This window comes from Lentimicrobium sp. S6 (assembly GCF_013166635.1).
Lineage (GTDB): Bacteria > Bacteroidota > Bacteroidia > Bacteroidales > UBA12170 > UBA12170.
Map to the genome: position 1 here is coordinate 59,966 of NZ_JABKBZ010000008.1, position 19,600 is coordinate 79,565.

17 protein-coding genes are annotated in these 19,600 nt (G+C 35.0%); 11 read left to right on the forward strand and 6 right to left on the reverse strand.

The features are described from left to right. Positions 1-9 precede the first annotated feature (9 nt). The 3 genes from HNS40_RS04985 to rfbA all read left to right on the forward strand — a co-directional run bounded on the left by HNS40_RS04985 (position 10) and on the right by rfbA (position 6,064). Positions 10-2,301, forward strand: a complete 2,292-nt coding sequence (locus tag HNS40_RS04985; RefSeq protein ID WP_172278293.1) for a penicillin-binding protein 1A — start codon at positions 10-12, stop codon at positions 2,299-2,301. Between the two features lie 181 nt (positions 2,302-2,482). Further along, positions 2,483-4,876, forward strand: a complete 2,394-nt coding sequence (locus tag HNS40_RS04990) for an RND family transporter (protein ID WP_172278295.1) — start codon at positions 2,483-2,485, stop codon at positions 4,874-4,876. A gap of 327 nt (positions 4,877-5,203) precedes the next feature. Next, positions 5,204-6,064, forward strand: coding sequence for a glucose-1-phosphate thymidylyltransferase RfbA (rfbA, locus tag HNS40_RS04995; RefSeq protein WP_172278297.1), 861 nt, complete (start codon positions 5,204-5,206; stop codon positions 6,062-6,064). Positions 6,065-6,150: 86 nt separating this feature from the next. Here the strand turns inward: rfbA and HNS40_RS05000 are convergent, their stop codons facing one another. After that, positions 6,151-6,738 (reverse strand): DUF3109 family protein, encoded by a 588-nt coding sequence (locus tag HNS40_RS05000; RefSeq protein ID WP_172278299.1) that lies wholly within the window; start codon positions 6,736-6,738, stop codon positions 6,151-6,153. 148 nt (positions 6,739-6,886) lie between these two features. After that, entirely contained in the window at positions 6,887-7,330 is a 444-nt protein-coding gene (locus HNS40_RS05005) for a TerB family tellurite resistance protein (protein ID WP_172278301.1), read from the reverse strand. A 264-nt stretch (positions 7,331-7,594) separates the two neighbouring features. Here HNS40_RS05005 and HNS40_RS05010 point away from each other — a divergent pair, with 264 nt between their 5' ends. The 7 genes from HNS40_RS05010 (at position 7,595) to ahcY (ending at position 13,596) form a co-directional block, all read left to right on the forward strand. Further along, complete coding sequence (locus HNS40_RS05010; protein ID WP_172278303.1) at positions 7,595-8,386, forward strand: DUF3108 domain-containing protein; 792 nt, start codon at positions 7,595-7,597, stop codon at positions 8,384-8,386. A 58-nt stretch (positions 8,387-8,444) separates the two neighbouring features. Beyond that, positions 8,445-9,059, forward strand: coding sequence for a bifunctional 2-polyprenyl-6-hydroxyphenol methylase/3-demethylubiquinol 3-O-methyltransferase UbiG (locus HNS40_RS05015; protein WP_172278305.1), 615 nt, complete (start codon positions 8,445-8,447; stop codon positions 9,057-9,059). Between the two features lie 3 nt (positions 9,060-9,062). Continuing rightward, positions 9,063-9,965 carry a helix-turn-helix domain-containing protein gene (locus HNS40_RS05020; RefSeq protein WP_172278307.1) on the forward strand — a complete coding sequence of 301 codons (903 nt, stop codon included), beginning with the start codon at positions 9,063-9,065 and terminating at the stop codon, positions 9,963-9,965. A 98-nt stretch (positions 9,966-10,063) separates the two neighbouring features. Further along, positions 10,064-10,783 (forward strand): pirin family protein, encoded by a 720-nt coding sequence (locus HNS40_RS05025; protein ID WP_172278309.1) that lies wholly within the window; start codon positions 10,064-10,066, stop codon positions 10,781-10,783. Between the two features lie 28 nt (positions 10,784-10,811). Beyond that, entirely contained in the window at positions 10,812-11,381 is a 570-nt protein-coding gene (locus HNS40_RS05030) for a YceI family protein (protein WP_216663729.1), read from the forward strand. Positions 11,382-11,516: 135 nt separating this feature from the next. Beyond that, positions 11,517-11,849, forward strand: a complete 333-nt coding sequence (locus tag HNS40_RS05035; RefSeq protein WP_172278313.1) for a hypothetical protein — start codon at positions 11,517-11,519, stop codon at positions 11,847-11,849. Positions 11,850-12,171: 322 nt separating this feature from the next. After that, positions 12,172-13,596, forward strand: a complete 1,425-nt coding sequence (gene ahcY, locus HNS40_RS05040; protein WP_172278315.1) for an adenosylhomocysteinase — start codon at positions 12,172-12,174, stop codon at positions 13,594-13,596. A 75-nt stretch (positions 13,597-13,671) separates the two neighbouring features. Here the strand turns inward: ahcY and HNS40_RS05045 are convergent, their stop codons facing one another. The 4 genes from HNS40_RS05045 to HNS40_RS05060 form a co-directional block, all read right to left on the reverse strand. Next, the gene (locus HNS40_RS05045; RefSeq protein WP_172278317.1) at positions 13,672-15,540 is read right to left on the reverse strand and encodes a DUF3857 domain-containing protein; all 1,869 of its coding nucleotides are present in this window, start codon (positions 15,538-15,540) and stop codon (positions 13,672-13,674) included. A 106-nt stretch (positions 15,541-15,646) separates the two neighbouring features. Beyond that, positions 15,647-17,596 (reverse strand): DUF3857 and transglutaminase domain-containing protein, encoded by a 1,950-nt coding sequence (locus HNS40_RS05050; protein WP_172278319.1) that lies wholly within the window; start codon positions 17,594-17,596, stop codon positions 15,647-15,649. A gap of 138 nt (positions 17,597-17,734) precedes the next feature. Next, on the reverse strand, positions 17,735-18,334 hold the full coding sequence (locus HNS40_RS05055; RefSeq protein ID WP_172278321.1) for a thioredoxin family protein: 600 nt from the start codon (positions 18,332-18,334) through the stop codon (positions 17,735-17,737). 1 nt (position 18,335) lies between these two features. Beyond that, on the reverse strand, positions 18,336-18,812 hold the full coding sequence (locus HNS40_RS05060) for a TlpA disulfide reductase family protein (RefSeq protein WP_172278323.1): 477 nt from the start codon (positions 18,810-18,812) through the stop codon (positions 18,336-18,338). Positions 18,813-19,033: 221 nt separating this feature from the next. Between HNS40_RS05060 and HNS40_RS05065 the strand changes: the two genes are divergently transcribed. After that, positions 19,034-19,600: a hypothetical protein gene (locus HNS40_RS05065; protein WP_172278325.1), complete on the forward strand. Its 567-nt coding sequence runs from the start codon at positions 19,034-19,036 to the stop codon at positions 19,598-19,600.

Here is a 19,600-nt window from a genome sequence, read left to right on the forward strand (position 1 = left end):
ATTTTATATATGTCGGAGCAATTAGAACCCCATTCTATTATTGAAGAAAAAAAGGATAAGAAATATCCTTATAGAAAGTGGATTATCATATTCTGGAGCCTGTTTATTACAGCTTTTGGATTAGGATTTTTAATGTTTGTCCTTATTTCTCAAGGGAAACTGGGGGTTATGCCAACGTTTGAAGAATTAGAAAATCCTTTCATCTCTCAGGCTTCAGTTATTTATTCTGAGGATGGTGAAGAATTAGGATCTTATTTTATTGAAAACAGAAAAGATGTTGATTTTAGGGACTTAAGTCCAAATGTGGTAAATGCATTAGTGGCCACTGAAGATATTCGTTTTTATGAACATTCTGGAATCGATTTTAAAGCCCTGGTTAGAGTTGTTATAGGTGTTTTGAGTGGGAATCATAAAGGAGGAGGCTCTACCATCACTCAACAATTGGCCAAACAATTATATACTAAAATAAGTGCGCGAGATAATAGTAAACGTGTTTTAGAAAAGTTCAACGAGTGGGTGATAGCAGTGAAGTTGGAAAAGAGTTATTCCAAAGATGAAATCATGGCTATGTATTTAAATAAATATGATTTTTTAAATAATGCCGATGGAATTTATTCCGCTTCAAAGGTGTATTTCTCTTCTACTCCTGATTCTTTGAGCCTTACCGAGGCTGCTACCTTAGTAGGAATGCTTAAAAACTCTTCACTTTATAATCCTCTTCGCCGTCCAGAATTAGTTACAAGTAGAAGGAATGTAGTACTGAGTCAAATGAAAAAATATGGCTATATCGACCAGATGGCCTATGATACTGCCATTATTCAGCCTCTGGGATTGGAATATAGAAAATTAGGTCATTCAGAAGGAAGTGCAACTTACTTAAGAGAATATTTGAGGAAATATTTAAAGAGGTGGTGTGCTGAACATGATAAGCCAAATGGTGAGCCTTATAATTTATATCAAGATGGATTGCGGATATATACTACCATAGATTCTCGTATGCAAAATTACGCAGAGGAGTCCGTTCAAGAGCATCTGGGATTAGATTTGCAACCTGCTTTTTATCGACATTGGAATGGCTATACTAATGCGCCATTTGTATTTGATCGAGCCAATGCTCAAGATGAAATTGATAAGCTTCTTTTTACAGCAATGAAGCGCTCTGAACGTTATCGTTTAATGAAAAATAGAGGAGTAACGATGGACTCCATTGAATTGGCTTTTAAAACACCCATATCAATGCGGCTGTTTAGTTGGGAGGGTGATATTGATACGGTACTCACTCCAATGGATAGTATAAGATATTATAAGTCTATTTTGCAATCAGGTTTAATGTCTATGGAGCCAAAAAGCGGGAAAGTAAAAGCATATGTGGGAGGATTGGATTATACCTATTTTAAATATGATCATGTTACTCAAGCTCGCAGACAAGTAGGTTCAACCTTTAAACCCTTTGTTTATACTTTGGCTATGCAGGAGGGGAATATGTCGCCTTGTAGTAAAATGGCAAATGTTCAGCCCATTATTCCTTTGCCAGATGGCAGTTCATGGATACCCAGAAATAGTAATAAGAAATTTGAAGGCAAGGAAGTGACTTTGAAGTGGGCATTGGCCAATTCCATCAATTGGATATCTGCACAGTTAATTGATAAGTATAATCCTAGTGCCGTAGTTAAAATGGCTAGGAATATGGGGATTACAAGTCCTATCCCCGCTGTTCATGCCATCGCTTTAGGGACTCCAGATATTTCTCTTTATGAAATGGTGGGAGGAATGAGTACTTTTGCCAATAAAGGTGTTCACTTACGGCCTTATTTTATTACTCATATTGAGGATAAGAACGGAAATGTATTGGAAGTTTTTGGTCCTGATGCTAATGAGGCCATGAGTGAAGAAACCGCCTATTTAATGATCAGTTTAATGAAGGGTGTTGTTGAAAGTGGAACTGGAGTTCGATTGAGATACAAGTATAATTTCCATAATCCAATTGCAGGAAAAACAGGGACTACTCAGAACCAGTCAGATGGCTGGTTTATGGGCTTAACACCAGATTTAGTAACTGGTGTTTGGGTAGGATGTGAAGATCGTTCAGCACACTTTAGAACCATAACTTTGGGTCAAGGTGCAAATATGGCATTGCCTATTTGGGCGCTTTATATGCGGAAAGTTTATGAGGATCCAGAACTTCATGTTAGCCAAGGGGATTTTGAAAAGCCTTCAAAACCACTCGCTGTAGAAATCGACTGTGAGAAGTTTGATAGAAACCTAAGAAAAGAAGAATTTGAAATGGATGATGATTTCTAAGAATCCTCATTCTTGCTTGCTAATAGACCTATTCAAAGCCTTTTATGAAATCTTGTAATTTGAACATTTCTTAGTCTTATTGATAAGTGTTAAAGCTATGGTTTCTATATCATTTGGGTTTTTATTATTAGCTTAAATGTTCTAAGTTTGCAGTCCTTTTTTAACATCAGAAAATAGTCCTATGTGGAAGTATATTGTCAGAGGAATTTTACGTTACCGCTTTTATAATTTATTGGTTATTGGCTTAATTACTGCTTTCATGGTTTTTATGGCCACCCAGAATAAAATGTCTTATAAGCTAGCACAAATGCTTCCTTCCGATCATCCAATTATGCAGGATTATGATGGGTTTAAAGAAAGATTTGGGCAGGATGGCGCGGTGATGTTTATTGGAGCCCAATTGGATGATATATACCAACTCAATCGATTTAATTCTTGGTATGACTTGACCAAACAATTGTCAGAAGTAGAAGGTGTGGAAGGGGTACTGAGTGTAACCAATATATATACATTAACAAAGAATAGAGAGGAAAAGAAATTTGATTTCGATCCCGTTCTGAAAAAACGACCCGAATCTCAACAAGAATTAGACTCCTTAGCCCAAATCATTCAGGGCTTAAAATTCTACGAAGGCCTCCTTTATAATCCAGATTCTCAGGTGCAAATGATGATGATTACTTTGGATAAAGAGATTTTGAATACCAAAGAAAGGGTACCCCTGATTTATGACATTAAGGATATTTTGGATAGCTTTGGTATGGAGCATGATCTTGAAATGCATTATAGTGGTTTGCCATATATTAGAACGATCACTTCAGATTTAGTAAAAAGAGAATTGAACCTTTTTATCTTTCTTGCATTATTAGTCGCTGCTATTATTCTAACCATTTTCTTTAAGAATTTTCAATCTGTATTCTTCCCTATTTTAATTGTTATTATTGCAACAATATGGACCCTAGGTAGTATTGCTTTAATGGGGTATGAAATTACCATTCTAACAGGTATCATCCCTCCATTATTGATAGTAATAGGGATTGAGAATAGTATCTTTTTACTTAATAAATATCAAACAGAATATAAGGCACACCAGAATAAAGTAAAGGCTTTAAGTAGAATGGTGACCCGTATTGGTAGTGCTAACTTTTTAACTAATGCAACCACTGCAGCTGGTTTTGCAGCATTCATTGTAACGGGGAATAAACTTCTAGTTGAGTTCGGTATCATTGCCTCCATAAATATTCTAGGAATCTATATTCTTACTTTAGTTCTAATTCCTGTTTTCTTTAGCTATTCTAAACCACCTAAATTCAAACGACTAGATAAGATCGATAGTGGACCAACTAGTATTATCCTAGATAAAATGGTGTTTTTAGTATCCAATTATAGAACCAGAACTTATTGGATAAGTATTATTATTGTGGTTGCTGGATTTGTTGGAGTTAGCCAGTTAAAAACCACTGGAAATATTGTTGATGATATTCCTCATGAGGATGTTCTATATACAGATTTAATGTTTTTTGAGGAGCATTTCAATGGAGTAATGCCTTTAGAAATAACTGTAGATACCAGAATGAAGAGAGGTGTTTTAAAACTTAGCTTTATCAAGCGTTTAGATAAACTGAGTACTAAAGTTTTGGGGCAGTATACAGAGTTATCCAAACCATTATCGGTAGCGGATTTGGTGAAATTTAGTAAGCAAGGTTTTTATAATGGAAACCCAAAGAAATATTCAATTCCAAGCAATCAAGAAGCCAACTTCATCATGCAGTATATGCCAAAGATGGAGGGTGGACAGAAAGGACTTATTAACTCCTTTGTAGATGAAGATTTGCAAGTGACTCGTGTGACTGTTCAAATGGCCAACTTGGGAACCAAAGAAATAGAAAGCTTAAAGGACAGTCTCGTCCCACAAATCGAAGCTATTTTCCCATCCGATAAATACGATGTTAAGGTTACGGGAACAAGTGTCGTATTTCTAGAAGGAACCAAATATTTAGTGAAGAACTTGTTTCAGAGTCTCCTCTTGGCCTTATTTGTTATTGCACTTTTAATGGCCTTGTTATTCTCATCGGCGAGAATGGTAGTTATTAGTTTAATCCCAAATCTAATTCCACAGCTATTAACTGCTGCCATGATGGGTTATTTTGGAATTCCAATTAAGCCTTCAACTATTCTTATCTTTAGTATTGCTCTTGGTATTTCTGTTGATAATACCATACATTTCTTGTCGAGATATCGGCTTCATTTGAAAATGAATAATTGGCAAATATCAAAGTCTGTCATCCTTGCTTTAAGGGAGACTGGATACAGTATGATTAATTCATCTATTGTTCTGTTTTTTGGATTCTTTATCTTTACTTTTAGCCAGTTTGGAGGGACTAAAAGTATGGGCTATCTAATCAGCTTTACTTTGTTTGTCGCTTTACTCTCCAACTTGTTTCTTTTACCATCTTTACTATTAACACTAGATAAAAGGATGACTACAAAGCAATTTAAAGAGCCTTTATTAGAAGCTTTGGATGAGAAGAATGAAGAAGATATCGAGGAGTCAAAATTGAATAAGTACAATAAATAGATTTAACATTTTTAATCTAAGAAAATTCAAGATTTATTAGGTTACCACTTTCATTCCATACAGGGCAAACGCGTACTTTTATTTTTCTAATTATTTTTAACAAAGCTAACGCGGATTTGCAATCCGTGTGATTTAAATACATTCCTTAATGTTAATATTTTCGCACGGAAAACATTTCCGCGCTAGCATTATACCTATAGATTAATCTATTTTCTTCTAAAAATAGCTTTTTAACAAAGTGTGCGTTTGCCCTGTCATTCCATATCAAGGGTTTTGTATCTTCGTTATTTATTTGTAACTTAGATTAAAGTTAAAAAAGAACAACCTATGAAAGGAATTATATTAGCTGGAGGAAGCGGTACTCGTCTTCATCCTTTAACCTTAGCCGTTAGTAAACAATTAATGCCCATCTATAATAAGCCAATGATTTATTATCCATTGTCAGTGCTTATGATGGCAGGAATACAAGAGATTTTAATCATCTCAACTCCACACGACCTTCCTCATTTTGAAAGATTATTTGGAACAGGAGAAAACTTGGGCTTGAAATTTAGTTATAAGGTACAGAAAGTACCTAATGGTTTGGCACAGGCTTTTGTTTTAGGTGAAGAGTTTATCGGTGATGATAAAGTGGCTTTGGTCTTAGGAGATAATATATTTTATGGAGAAGGTTTAAGTAAATTACTTCAGGCTAATAGCGATCCTGATGGTGGTGTTGTATATGCTTATCACGTAAATGATCCAGAAAGATATGGTGTAGTAGAGTTTGATGATAATCACAACGCTATCACAATTGAAGAAAAACCAGAAAAACCGAAAAGTCATTATGCTGTTCCTGGTCTGTATTTCTATGATAACTCAGTTATAGAAGTAGCAAAAAATATAAAGCCAAGTGCTAGAGGTGAGTATGAAATTACCGACGTAAATCGTCATTATTTAGAAGAGGGTAAACTAAAAGTTGGTATCCTTGGACGTGGTACAGCCTGGTTAGATACCGGAACCTTCGCTTCATTAAATGAAGCTTCTCAGTTTGTGGAAGCCATCGAAAACCGACAGGGTTTAATGATAGGAGGAATAGAAGAAGTCGCCTATAGAATGGGCTTTATTGACAAAGACCAGTTGAGAAAGTTAGCCGAGCCGTTGGTAAAAAGTGGCTATGGTCAATATTTAATGAATATTTTAAATTAGCTTTTGACCTAGTATAGAATAGTGCTGATAAATAAAATGGCAGAATAAATATTTATTCTGCCATTTTATTTTTGTTAGCATCATTACTACTCTCTATTTAAAATCTCATCGTAGCGACCAGATTTCACTTCTTCATCCAGTTGTTTATACCAGTCTTCACCATATTTTCTGATGAGTGGCTCTTTTAGGAATTCGTAAATGGCCGATTGCTCTTTCTTACCTTTAAGTAAAGCGAGGTCGCAAATTTCCCATTTGTGATAATTGATGGCCTCAAAATCTTTATATTGACTAATTCTGATGGGGTATAGATGGCAAGAGATGGGTTTGTAATAATTGATTTTTCCTTCTCTATATGCTTTTTCAATAGCACATAAGGCGATTTCACCTTCAAAATATACAAAAGCACATTCTTGTCCTTTTACCAAGGTAGTTACAAAGTCTCCATCGCTATCATAGTCAAAAATACCATTTTTACGAACGGCGGCTTTTCCACTTTTGGTCATATAGGGTTTTATCTCATCAAGACAATCCTCTATAACTCCTATTTCTTCCTCTTCTAAAGGAGCTCCACTGTCTCCTTGAATGCAACACTCACCATGGCAGGCATTTAAGTCACAACTAAATTGTTTCTTGACAACCTCCTCCGAAATAATTGTTTTTCCTATTGATATCATTTGGCAAAAGTAAAATTATTTATAGATAACAGGGTATAGTGAAGATTATATATATACAATTTAGATATCATGAAGTTAAAGGGAAATATAGAACTAAAAAAGAGGATGCTACATCAGTAATATCCTCTTTTAAAATATCTTAACAGAACTATTTTTTTGCAGTTCTTGTTGTTCTTGTTGCCGCAGCATATTCTTTAGAATTAAAATCTAAAGAACGCATAATCATTTCGGCTTTCTTATGGTATAAATCCATCTCTGCTCTAATAGGATCGACTCCTTTTGTAGACTCTGCTTTACTTTGATTATACTGTGTTTTAGACCAGCTAATGAATTTCATAATATATGAAAAAGCTTCAATCTGATCTCTTTTTGGAAAATCTTTGAGTTCCTCGATAAGGATTTCAGTGAAGGTGTCATCACCTTTTTCATCCCAAACGTTTAGGACTTCTTTTTTCTCCTTGGAGTTTATTTTTAAATATTTGTCGAAAACTTGATTTACAAATTTCGTTTCTTTGGAAGTAACTTCGCCGTCAACACCAGCAATAGCTACCATTCCACCGTATATAAGCTGTTTAAATGAAAATAATGCCATAATGTGATTAATTATAATTACCCTACAAATATAAGAAAACATTGTTATTTTCCTAAATCAAATTGTTTTTTGCGTATAAAAAACTATTTTCCGTTTGGCTTTGTTTATTTAGTGTTTTGAGCTAAAATAGAAATAGAGCTACTTTTTGTTATTAAGTAATAATTGTTGAATTTTAGTATTCTTTAACCTAAACCTCGCTTAATATTTTTTTAAGTTTGCTTTTTATTCAATGCTATGAACCAAATCAAGAGGATCCTACTGAAAATGACTATGCTACTAGCTTTTATGCTTAGTGGGTTTTTGGTATTTTCACAAGGAAAGGAAAGCTTAGCATTCGAAAGAGGTGAGAGTCTTAAATATTGGGTGTATTATGATGCCCCATTAATAGGAAAGGTTTATGCTGGAAAAGCAACCTTGGAAATTGCCAAAGACAAAGATTTCTTTAATGGAAGAACAACATTTCATGCCATTGGTAGTGGCCGTTCAACAGGTTCTTTTGATTTCTTTTTTAAAGTTCGAGATAAATTTGAATCATGGTTCGATGAAGAATCTTTAAAACCTTACCGGTTTGTTCGAAGGACGAATGAAGGCGGATATAAGGTGGAAGATGATGTAGATTTTGATTACTTGAACATGACCGCTCGTTCTCGTCAACAAGAAATTTCTATTGGTTTGAATACTCAGGATATGGTGTCCGCTTTTTATTTTGCTCGAAACCTGGATATAGATAGTATTCAGGTGGATGATAATTTCCCAATAGATTTCTATTTAGATGATTCGGTATATACTTCTGCTATTATTTACAAAGGAATTGAAATTGTAGAAACCAGTATGGGGAAATTTCGTTGCCATAAGTTTCTTCCTATGGTGATAACTGGGGAGGTTTTTGATAATCCCTATCCTATGAGTCTTTGGATTACTGATGATAAAAATAGAATACCTATTTTAGTGAAATCAGAAATTATTGTTGGTTCTATTAAAGGGGAACTATTCGAATACAAGAACCTTAAATATCCTTTGGGCTCTAAACTCAGTAAGAAGAAAAGGAACAAGTAATCCTGTTAAAAAACATAAAAGCTTTATTTCTTAAGTATACTTCTGTTTACTTTGTGATATGAAAGAATTTTGGAATGAGAGATACCAAGGTGATGAATATGCTTATGGTATGGCGCCTAATAAATATTTAAAAACAGTTTTAAATCGAGTCCATCAAAAGGGTTCTGTGTTGTTTCCTGCAGAAGGAGAAGGACGAAATGCGGTTTATGCTGCTCAATTAGGATTCGGTGTAACTGCCATCGATTTTAGTGATGGTGGAAAAAGAAAGGCTGAGCAATTAGCAAAAGAAAAAGGAGTTTCTATTACATATCATGTTGCCAATCTTCAAAATATCGAATTGGAAGAGGAAAGTTATGATATTTTAGTCCTGATTTTTGCTCACTTCCCTCCTCAAATACGTCAGCTAATTCATCAAAAATATCAAAAATATTTGAAAAAGTATGGAATCGTTATACTAGAAGGCTTTTCGCAATCTCATCTTGAAGTTAGTAAAGAGAATGAGAGAGGAAGTGGCCCAAGAGACGTGAAGATGCTATTTACTAAAGAAATGATTGAAGAAGATTTTTTAGGATTTGAAACTATAGAGTTATCTGAGGAGGTCGCTGTTTTAAATGAAGGTGAGTTTCATCAAGGCAAAAGTTCACTAATTAGATATATGGGAAGGAAGATTTAGTAGATGGGTAAAAGAGTCAATCAAGAGGAAGGGAGTTTTCCAGCTTATGAACTTCGTCATAATGAACAGGTGGTGGATTTTGCTATCCGTTCTGTTGAGGAAGTTATAGAGATGTTTGGGCATCATACTGATACGCCGCATAGCCACAATTACCACACGGTGCTTTGGTCGCAAAATTATTCTGGTCGGCATATTATCGATTATAAGGAATACGAAATGCGACCAAACGATATCTTCTTTGTGAGTCCTGGTCAAGTGCATCAAGTGGACCATTCAGAGAATCCAAAGGGAATGGTGATTTTGTTTTCATGCGATTTTTTAGCCAAGAATGATATCAGTGATACTTTTATTTCTAACCTCAACCTTTTCTCCGATATCGGAAGCACTCCTCCGATTCAAATCTCACACGATTCGGCTTATCAACTCCAAGAACTCGTCTACAAAATTCGCGAACTACTCCCCAAAAACGATCCTTTTAAATTTGATAAAATTGGAGCTTACCTCAAACTATTTCTAATAGAATGTAGTCCTTATTCTCATCCTCCAAAAGCTGAAGATAGCGATCAGTTTCTACAAGCTGGTGGGCAACTAGTCAAGAGTTTTAAATCCCTATTAGAATCTAATTTCAAATCATGGCATAAAGTAGCTGACTATGCCAAAGAATTAAAAATATCATCAGACTATTTGAATAATGTAATAAAGTCAAGTATGAACAAGACTGCAAAAGAACTCATTCAACAAAGATTGATTTTGGAAGCTAAGCGCTTGGGATTGCACACCGAACTTAGTTCTAAAGAAATTGCATTTCAAATAGGATTTCAAGAATCCTCACATTTTAGTCGCTTCTTTAAAAAGGAAGAAAATATATCTTTCACTCAGTTTCGACAGTCCTTAACAAACTCTTAACTAGCTATATCGGATTTTGACATCATCCTCTTGGATTTTGATATCATTCACCTTGAACCTTGCCGTTATCTTTGCATTATAAAATTCAAGGAGGAGAAATGAAGAAAAACATCATAAAATCTGATAGTAGAGGTGAAGCAAATTATCAATGGCTACAAGCCAGGTATAGCTTTAGTTTTGCTGGATATCAGAATAGAGATAGAATGCATTTTGGTGCACTTCGGGTTTTGAATGATGATATTATTCAAGCCGGAACAGGATTTGGAGAGCATCCCCATGATAATATGGAAATTATTACCATTCCTTTGCGAGGAGCAATAAGTCATAAAGATTCCATGAATCATGAGGAGGTGATTGGAGTAAATGAAATTCAGGTGATGAGTGCTGGTACTGGAATATTTCATTCTGAAGAAAATGCCAGTAAATCCGAAGATATCAATTTACTACAACTATGGATATTTCCAAATGAAAGCAATGTAAAGCCTGTTTATGATCAGAAATATTTTCATCCAGAAGAAGCTCAGAATACGTGGCAACAATTAGTTACCAGCGTGACTAAACCCGATGGTAATGCACTGACGATTCATCAAGAAGCTAAAATATCACGAGTATTTATGGAAGCAAATTCTTCGATAAATTATCACCTGGAGGAGTCTAGTTATGGTGTATATCTTTTTATTATTGATGGAGAGGTTGAAATAGAAGGGGAGGCTTTAGAAGCACGAGATGCCATGAGTTTATCAGAAATTCAAGAAACAAAAATAAAGGCCAATCGGTCGGCTTATGTATTGTGCATAGAAGTTCCGAATATTAAGTAGAATTAAATAACAATTAAAAACAATAATGATGAATACAATAAAATCAATATTAGCAGCCGTTATCATATTAGCAAGTGTAGGTGTAATGGCACAGAAAGTAGAAATAGATACCGATAAATCGAGCCTAGAATGGTTGGGAAAAAAGGTAACTGGAGAACATAATGGAAGCATTAGTTTACAAGAAGGTTATGTGGTGATGGAAGGCAAAGCCTTAAAAGGAGGTGAATTTGTAATCGACATGAGCAGTATTGTAAATGCAGATATTGAAGATGCTGAATACAAAGCCAAGCTTGAAGGTCATTTAAAGTCTGAAGATTTTTTCGGAGTTGAAAAATTTCCAACAGCCAAACTTGTGATTAGTAAAAGCTCCAAATTCAAAAAGGATAAAGCCAGTGTTATGGGGGAGTTAACCATAAAAGACATTACTTTACCTATTGAGTTTGAAGTGAAAAAAGATGATGGAAAAATGATGGCCACAGTAGTAGTTGATCGTTCTAAATATGATGTTCGCTACGGTTCTGGTTCTTTTTTCGAGGGCTTAGGCGATAAAATGATTTATGATGATTTTACGCTTACAGTGACTTTGGTTACAAAATAAAATAATAGTATCTCCTCAATTTGATGGTTTTATTATCATTAAATTGAGGTTTTTTATGGAATGAAGAATGTGGCAATGAGTGTATAACTGGAAAAGGGGTGTTGTAAATTGTAACTTTGTTGCTTAAATCAGTTTATGAGATTATTAGCGACCATCCTCCTGTTTGTTTTCTCAGTTTCAGTCTTGGCTCAAGGTAATACTAATAAATATTCTATTAATCCTAAGATTGGAATGAGCTATGATGTGAATACAAAACCTTGGAAATCTTATGGCTTAGGGGTTAATATTTTTTCACTTAAGGATATTTATACTGGAAGTTTTCTGCGATTTAATGAGATAGAATTGTTTGGTCCATCGGAGCCTAGAGAGAATAGAAATGATCTTAGTTTCATGCTGGGAAGATATTTTGGGAGTCGTGTTTTTAGATTTGAATGTCAGTTTGGCTTGAGTTTAGTATGGGGGGGGTAATAGAGGAGCAAAATTATACCATACTGTTTCTGGTTATCAATATGCTACCGAAAACTATTCTAAATTAGGACTTCCTTTAAAGCTTGGTTTTAAGCTAATTCCTCTTGATTTTATGAGTATTGGCCTTGATTTCCAGGCCAGTATTAATTCAGAATTTAGCTTTTTTAGCACATTTCTTAGTTTAGAATTTAGTGTTCTGCGTAATAGCATAAAATCCAGACCAATAGATTAACAATAATTTGATTTTTCGATTTAAGATCCCTATAAAATATTGCTATCTTTGCTCCCCTTAAAATAGTTAAGAATAATAATATATAAATTTATGTCAGAATTACTTACCACAAATCTTCCTTATAAAGTTGCCGATATTTCTTTGGCCGAATGGGGAAGAAAAGAATTAGATATCGCAGAAAGCGAAATGCCAGGCCTGATGTCTCTCCGTGAAAAATACGGTGAAACTAAGCCATTGAACGGAGTTAGAATCATGGGTTCATTACACATGACCATTCAAACTGCTGTTTTAATTGAAACTTTGGTGGCTCTTGGCGCTGATGTAAGATGGTGTAGCTGTAATATATTTTCTACGCAAGATCACGCTGCAGCTGCTATTGCTGCTACTGGTGTTCCTGTGTTTGCTTGGAAAGGCGAAACTTTATCAGAATACTGGTGGTGTACAAATCAAGCTTTAAATTTTCCTGGTGGAAAAGGCCCTCAACTTATTGTTGATGATGGTGGAGATGCTACTCTATTAATCCACAAAGGGTATGCTGCTGAAAAAGATGCAACTGTTTTAGATTACAAGCCTGAAACTGAGGAAGAAGGTGAGATTTTAAAGCTTCTTAAAGGATTATTAAAAGAGGACCCTACAAGATGGGAACGTACAGTTGCTGAATGGAAAGGTGTTTCTGAAGAAACAACAACAGGTGTTCACCGTTTATATCATATGTTTGAAAATGGTGAATTATTAGTTCCAGCTATCAATGTGAACGATTCCGTTACTAAATCTAAATTTGATAACCTTTATGGATGCCGTGAGTCTTTGGCTGATGGTATCAAGAGAGCTACAGATGTGATGCTTGCAGGTAAAGTTGTTGTGGTTGCAGGATATGGTGATGTAGGAAAAGGTTCTGCTCATTCTATGAGATCTTATGGTGCTAGAGTTATAGTTACTGAGATTGATCCTATTTGTGCTTTACAAGCTTCTATGGAAGGTTTTGAAGTAACTACCATGGAGGAAGCAGTTAAAGAAGGAAATGTATTTGTGACTACTACTGGTAACAAAGACGTCATTACAGCTGAGCACATGAGTCAAATGAAAGATCAAGCTATTGTTTGTAATATTGGACATTTTGATAACGAAATCCAAGTGGTACAAATGGAAGCCATTCCTGGTGTTGAGAAAATCAATATCAAACCTCAGGTTGATCGTTATAATTTCCCTGATGGACATTCTATCTTCCTATTGGCTGAAGGCCGCTTAGTGAACTTAGGTTGTGCTACAGGTCACCCAAGTTTTGTAATGAGTAATTCTTTCACCAATCAGACTTTAGCTCAAATTGACCTTTGGGAGAAGAAAGATGAGTATGAAGTTGGCGTTTATCGCTTACCTAAATATTTAGATGAAGAAGTAGCTCGTTTACACCTAGCAAAAATTGGTGTGAAATTAACAGAACTTTCTAAAGAACAAGCTGATTATATTGGCGTTAAAGTGGAAGGTCCTTATAAAGCTGATCACTATAGATATTAGAGTTTAGCTTATCGGAACAAGAAAAAGATGTCATCGCTTTAAGCTATGACATCTTTTTTTTTTGTTTTGGTGGCTTTACCTTTTGAGCACCAGTTCATTAGCGCTATCACTATTCCAATCAATCATCATCTGACGGAAAATAGCATATTCTTCTAAGCTCAATGTTCGTTCGTAAACTTCAATCTTTTGAGAATGAACATTCATAGGGCCTTTTTCGGCCATCATATCAATGATGACAGGATTGATGGTTAATGATTTTGTCACAAAGATTTTCCCATCTTTTCTTTTGACTTCTACTTTCATTTTGGCAAAAGACTCGTCATACTCCATTAAAACTTCTTTTTCTACCCATTCCACACTTTTCGGTAGGGTGATAGAATATTCGTAGACCTCCTCAATTGCTTCTACTACTAAAGGAAACTCTCTATTTGCAGGCAAAGTATTAAAATGTTGAGCTGCAATGCCATTTCTCATTTGAGGAAGTTTCCAGAAATAATAATTCTCTTGCTTTTCGATTTTTCCTTCGTCTTTAATGGCAATGGTGAATTTAGCATTTGAGTTTCCTGAGTATGAGGCTTCAACCTTTTTCTCTTTGTCAAAGGCTAAGCCATTGCTGAAGTTCCTAGTAATACTATTGGTGTCTTCATATAAAGCCAAAGCATCGAAACAGCTTCCATTGAGTTTGAATTGTAGCTGACCAAATATTTGGTTATCGGGATCAATAGTGATTTGAGCATTCAGATAAATTCCAGCTTTTATTTTCTTCAAAGTAATGACCTTGGCTGTTTTTAAATCCAGCATTAAATCGCTTGGAAAATCTAAATCCATAGATTTCTGATTGATTTGAGTGGCTGATAATACAAAGCTTTCCGGCCCTTTTATTTGAACCAAAACACCAAAGTGCTTGAAGTTTGCAAGGTCAGCGATTTGGCTGTGCCATAGTTTCTCTGGCATGAACCCCATTACTTTGGCATCAAATCCAGCTGCTTGTAGTGTTTTTGATAGAAGTATAGACTTCTCTATATCATTTCCAATATTAGCATTCCAAACTTGACTTGGAGTTTGAAGCATGTAATTATGCCATTCCATGGGGAAATGTTTGCTCGAAATATTATCTGCAATATATTTCTGAATGTTTAAAGCCAATTCCATTTTAGTTTTGGCTTCTTTTTTCCAGTTATTTACTTTCTTCAATAAACTAGAAGGTAATTGATCATCCATGGCTTTATTGGCATTAAAGGCGTTTAATGCGCTTGTCATATCGGGGAAAGTAGAGAATGATAATGTTGGGGCTAAATTGTAATTAGCAGGAGCGGATTGCTCAAAAGCTCGTTGACTAATTTTACCAAAAGACCATTTATAAGAACGGTATTTACCATTATTAGACTCCTCAGGTTTTAATTCACTATTCATTAATTCGAACTTCAATGCTCTTCTCGCTGGAACTTTAATCACCACTTTGTAATCTTCCACTGGAACACTCTCTGAGAGGATTTCTGTGCCCATCATTTCTGTCATGAATCCAGGTTTTGAAATCACAGAATATTCTAAATAAATGGTACAACCCACATCTAATCCAGTATGGGTAATCACCATTTCTTCCATTTGATTATAGGCTGGATAATCAGAAGCCGCTCTTGGCAAAACAATATTAAATGCGTTTGCAGGAGCCTCCACTTTGCGTCCATTATTCATAATGGTATAGGACTTGTGGATTTTCAGTTTCTGGAAGTCTGGATTGTAAACCACAAAAGTTTCTCCGAATAATCTGTTGAACGCATAAGGAGTAAGTAATTTTACCTCTTTATAGTATTTGAACTCTATGCTGCCATCGGTATGCATAATATGTTCTTTCTTTATTTTCTTGAAAACAGCATCTGTTTCCTGAGTAAAGCCCATTGTTGTCAGAAATGCTATTGTTATTAGGATAATATATTTCTTCATGATTTTTCTTTTTTCTTCGTGCCTCTTGGTGACTTCTTCGTGGTTCTTTGTGTAATAATTAAATCACACAGTAACATTAAAGGAACCAAAACGGCACAGAGTTTTGTTATTTCTTCAAGATGATTTTTTGATCGGCAAAATGATTCTGGTTGAGGACTGCTTGGCGATACTCTGGCCATTCTTCAGCTTCATAAACTCTTTTTCCTAAGCTTATGGTTTCAGAAAACTGGAGTTTCTTTCCATTTAGCTCATATCCACCATCGAAGCTAACGTATTCAGATGAAACTTTATCAGCAGTTGGAAGTGGAAGTGCTTCATCGTATTTAGGTAGTTCAACCTCTTCATTAATTTCTACTAATCGAGAACAACGATCTTTAAATCCGAATTTCTTGTTTTCTGCAGCAGTATTGGTATAAAGATGTGCCATTGCTCTTTTGAATACGCCAGATGCCATTGGAGGAGTGAAGATAATTTCATTCGCGCCTACAAAGGCATAATCTGGAATTTCATAATGATAAGTAATGGAAACGGGTTCTTCTAAATATTTATCATTGTCAGTATGAGTGACTTTAGTTAATCGAGCATTGGGGTGTAGATTTAGTAATTCTTTCTCTAAATTCTTGTCCCATTCTGTGCGTAATCCGGAGAATACTCTTCTCACAGAAGCATCAGATTGCCCTTCGGCAGTGATGGTAAAGCTACCTTTTAGTAAACCAGCTTTATCTAGTTTAGATTTCCCATTGATTCTCACATAATGGTTTTCAGGTGGAGAAATAGGAGTGTACATTAAATCGGCGCCATCGGGTAATCCCATTAAATAACCTTGTTGTTGCTCAGCGCTCGACCATAATTCTCTAACACCGGGAACCCAAGTAGGGTCGAGTAACTGATAATCGCCATTTCTTCTTTTAACCACTGTTACCGAATGGTTAAACTGGTCGGCAGGTACATCATCTATTCTTTCACCAGCCATTGTCATGGCGGCATAAGATTCAAATCCTGCAGCTCTTAAGAATGAAATTAATAAGCTGGCTTTATCCTTACAAACACCACATCTGTCGGTGAAGTTCATCTCTGCATTATGTAAGGTGAACCCTTCTCCTTCGCCCATGGATATGCCCGAATATCTCATATTGTCGGCAACCCAGTGTGTGAGAACAGAAATACTATCTAACTCTGTTTTGCTCCCTTTTAGAAGTTCATTTACAAATTCTTGAACTTCTTGAGTCGGTGTAAAGGCATCATAATCTTCATTTACAGTATAGAACCATTTTCCTTTGGCATACCAATCAGGACTTGTTGACATCAACAGCTTGGTATTTACATTGTTTTTGCTCACCATTCCTGATTCTCTTTCAGCAGGCATAATGTTTCTTTTCGTAAATATGTATTCAATGCGCTCCCCTTGGAATTGTAATTTGGAAGTTAACTCTCCATAAAATATCTCATACTGCAACATTTTATCCTTAGGGATACTTAAAACATACGTTTTTTCCAGTATGGGTTCGTTGCTCCAAAAAGGAACGATATCATAAAAATGGCCTCGCATTGGAGGTATATATTTGTCATTGTCATCATCACTAGCTCCTTGTAAAAGCGCATAAGTATAGCCTTTTTTAAAGGTGATGATTTCTAATGCATCTCCTGGCTCTAAACGACCAACTTCAATCATCTTTTCACGTGCTCCCCAGTAAATAGCTCTTGCTGGTGCCGCATAATCTAGTACTGGGTTTTCAATGGTTTTAGTATCTCCATTGGCTTTATGTATAATTACTTTTTGAATTTCCACATAGGCAGAAAGAGGATCGTAGCCCACTTTTACAATATGGTTTTGTTTGGCCCCTTGTAGGGTCAAGATTTTAACCAATTTGTGCATTTGATAGTAACTTAAGCCTGTGGCTTGCATTTCAACAGAGGTGCTGTCAAAAATCACTACCACATCAGATTTAGGAAATGTTTTGGAATCTCCTGCTTTAGCGATGAGATCTTGCATATTCTGAGCCTGAAGTATCAGCGCAAAGAACAGCATAGCCATCATTATGGATATTTTTTTCATGTGTTTGTTTTTAAAAGATGGGCTAAGTTAGGAATATTTGTAAAACAAAACCCATTAAAACGACCTTAAAGACGTCGTTTTAATGGGTTATAAATTAACCTGAAAAAAGGTTTAACAGCTAGCTTGGTTAAGCATTCTCTATTTTTTAGCTTTAATAGAACAGCCTACTGCTTTAGTTAGGTTAGGTTCAGGTTTCTTACCAGCTAAGAGAGCATCAATGGCATCAGACAGATAGGTTTTTTCCACTTGTGATGCGTCTTTTGAATTATCATCAATGGCTCCTATATAGGAAACTACAAATTTGCCATTTTCATTATTTAACAAATAAACATGTGGCGTTTTTGTGGCTCCATAAACGGGATATACTTCTTGATTCTCATCGAAAAGATAGGGGAAAGAGAATCCTTTTTCTTTGGCTCTTATCTTCATGTTCTCGAAAGAGTCTTCAGGATAGGAGATGGGATCATTAGGGTTGATGGCCACTACTGGAAAGCCTAAGTCCTTATATTTATTATCTAAGGCAATAATTCTGTCTTCATAGGCCACAGAAAAAGGACAGTGATTACAGGTAAAAATGACTACGACTCCTTTTTCAGAACTATATTCTGAAAGAGAAACCATTTGGTTATCGATGTTTTTCAAGTTAAAGTTTATGGCCTTGTCGCCAATTTTATAGCCTTGAGCAAATGTGAAGGAAGTCACTAGAAGTAATAATATTAAAAGATTATTTTTTTTCATTTTATTTTAGTTTAATTTCGGTAATATCTATAAGATCTGAATAGGTTAAGGTGGAATTATAGAATTCCTTATTTTGTTTTTGAATGATTTGTGTGACCGGAATATCGCCATCCCAATCTTTATTTACTTTATTAATCCAAACATTAGCATCATCATCTAATACTACCACTTCTGCTTGAATTCCATTTTCTCTAATAAATGGTTTGACTCTTGAATCAATCTGCGAAGGAAAGTCTAAGCTGACTAAAATCATTTTAAACTTCTGATCTTTCAGTAAAGTATTCAGTTTGATAAAATCAGGAAGTTCCTCTACACAGGGTTTACACCATGTGGCCCAATAATTGACCAAATATAAGGTGTCTGAATCATTCATGTATTTTTTTTCTAATTCATGAAACTTAATGACTTCAATGTTTTGACCCATAACTATAAGAGGAGCCAGTAAGATGAAAAGGATAAATGTTTTAAAAGATTTCATAATTCCTTATTATTAAGTGTGATACAAAAATACAACAAAGAATTCGCTTTTGTTTTCTTTTACTCAAACTGAATTTATAATGAATTGTTATTATTCATCATTTAGGAAATCTGTGATTTTTAGATACTCTTTAAACCTTATTCAGGTATATTGGACTTTTTAATTGTTCTTTACTTCATGTTTGTTTTATATTTGTCTAAAATTATCCAAATTAAATAATCATGATAAAACAATCTTTACTAATTGTTTTAGGGCTGTTGTTGACACTGCCTTTTGCCTTAATTGGCCAAAATGAAACAAAAGAAGCACCGAAGTCTGAAAGTAATACTTTTATTTATAGGCCTAAGAAAGGGGAGTTTCATATTGGTATTCAAGATATAAGAGTGAACTTTTATGAAGGTGAGAAGACCTATATTAACATATCACCAAGAATTGGATATATGATATCTAATAAAGATATGGTATTCGCAGATGCCTTTTTTTCTAACCTATTTGTTTCTAATTCTTATAAAAATTTTGAATTTGGTCTGAATTATAGAAGATATTTCAGAGAATTTACATTTCAACCATTTGCTCAATTGGGGATAGGTCATGGGCATATAGAATATCCTAGTTATGATTTTATTGCCGATAGAGATGATGATTATATATATGTAAATATTGGAGTTGGAGTATCGTATCGATACAAAAGATGGTCTTTTGAAACGGGTTTAGAAATATTGTTAAATGACACAAATATTCGTAATGTTTCCATAAAGCCTATGCTTGGTGCTTCTTTCTCTTTCTAG

Coding starts and splice junctions, on each gene's coding strand:
- HNS40_RS05005 (WP_172278301.1), bottom strand. CDS start 7,330: ATGGCATTATTTTCATTTAAACAGCTTATATACGGTGGAATGGTAGCT.
- rfbA (WP_172278297.1), top strand. CDS start 5,204: ATGAAAGGAATTATATTAGCTGGAGGAAGCGGTACTCGTCTTCATCCT.
- HNS40_RS05060 (WP_172278323.1), bottom strand. CDS start 18,812: ATGAAATCTTTTAAAACATTTATCCTTTTCATCTTACTGGCTCCTCTT.
- HNS40_RS05010 (WP_172278303.1), top strand. CDS start 7,595: ATGACTATGCTACTAGCTTTTATGCTTAGTGGGTTTTTGGTATTTTCA.
- HNS40_RS04985 (WP_172278293.1), top strand. CDS start 10: ATGTCGGAGCAATTAGAACCCCATTCTATTATTGAAGAAAAAAAGGAT.
- HNS40_RS05045 (WP_172278317.1), bottom strand. CDS start 15,540: ATGAAGAAATATATTATCCTAATAACAATAGCATTTCTGACAACAATG.
- HNS40_RS05065 (WP_172278325.1), top strand. CDS start 19,034: ATGATAAAACAATCTTTACTAATTGTTTTAGGGCTGTTGTTGACACTG.
- ahcY (WP_172278315.1), top strand. CDS start 12,172: ATGTCAGAATTACTTACCACAAATCTTCCTTATAAAGTTGCCGATATT.
- HNS40_RS05055 (WP_172278321.1), bottom strand. CDS start 18,334: ATGAAAAAAAATAATCTTTTAATATTATTACTTCTAGTGACTTCCTTC.
- HNS40_RS05030 (WP_216663729.1), top strand. CDS start 10,812: ATGAATACAATAAAATCAATATTAGCAGCCGTTATCATATTAGCAAGT.
- HNS40_RS04990 (WP_172278295.1), top strand. CDS start 2,483: ATGTGGAAGTATATTGTCAGAGGAATTTTACGTTACCGCTTTTATAAT.
- HNS40_RS05035 (WP_172278313.1), top strand. CDS start 11,517: ATGAGATTATTAGCGACCATCCTCCTGTTTGTTTTCTCAGTTTCAGTC.
- HNS40_RS05025 (WP_172278309.1), top strand. CDS start 10,064: ATGAAGAAAAACATCATAAAATCTGATAGTAGAGGTGAAGCAAATTAT.
- HNS40_RS05050 (WP_172278319.1), bottom strand. CDS start 17,596: ATGAAAAAAATATCCATAATGATGGCTATGCTGTTCTTTGCGCTGATA.
- HNS40_RS05020 (WP_172278307.1), top strand. CDS start 9,063: ATGGGTAAAAGAGTCAATCAAGAGGAAGGGAGTTTTCCAGCTTATGAA.
- HNS40_RS05000 (WP_172278299.1), bottom strand. CDS start 6,738: ATGATATCAATAGGAAAAACAATTATTTCGGAGGAGGTTGTCAAGAAA.
- HNS40_RS05015 (WP_172278305.1), top strand. CDS start 8,445: ATGAAAGAATTTTGGAATGAGAGATACCAAGGTGATGAATATGCTTAT.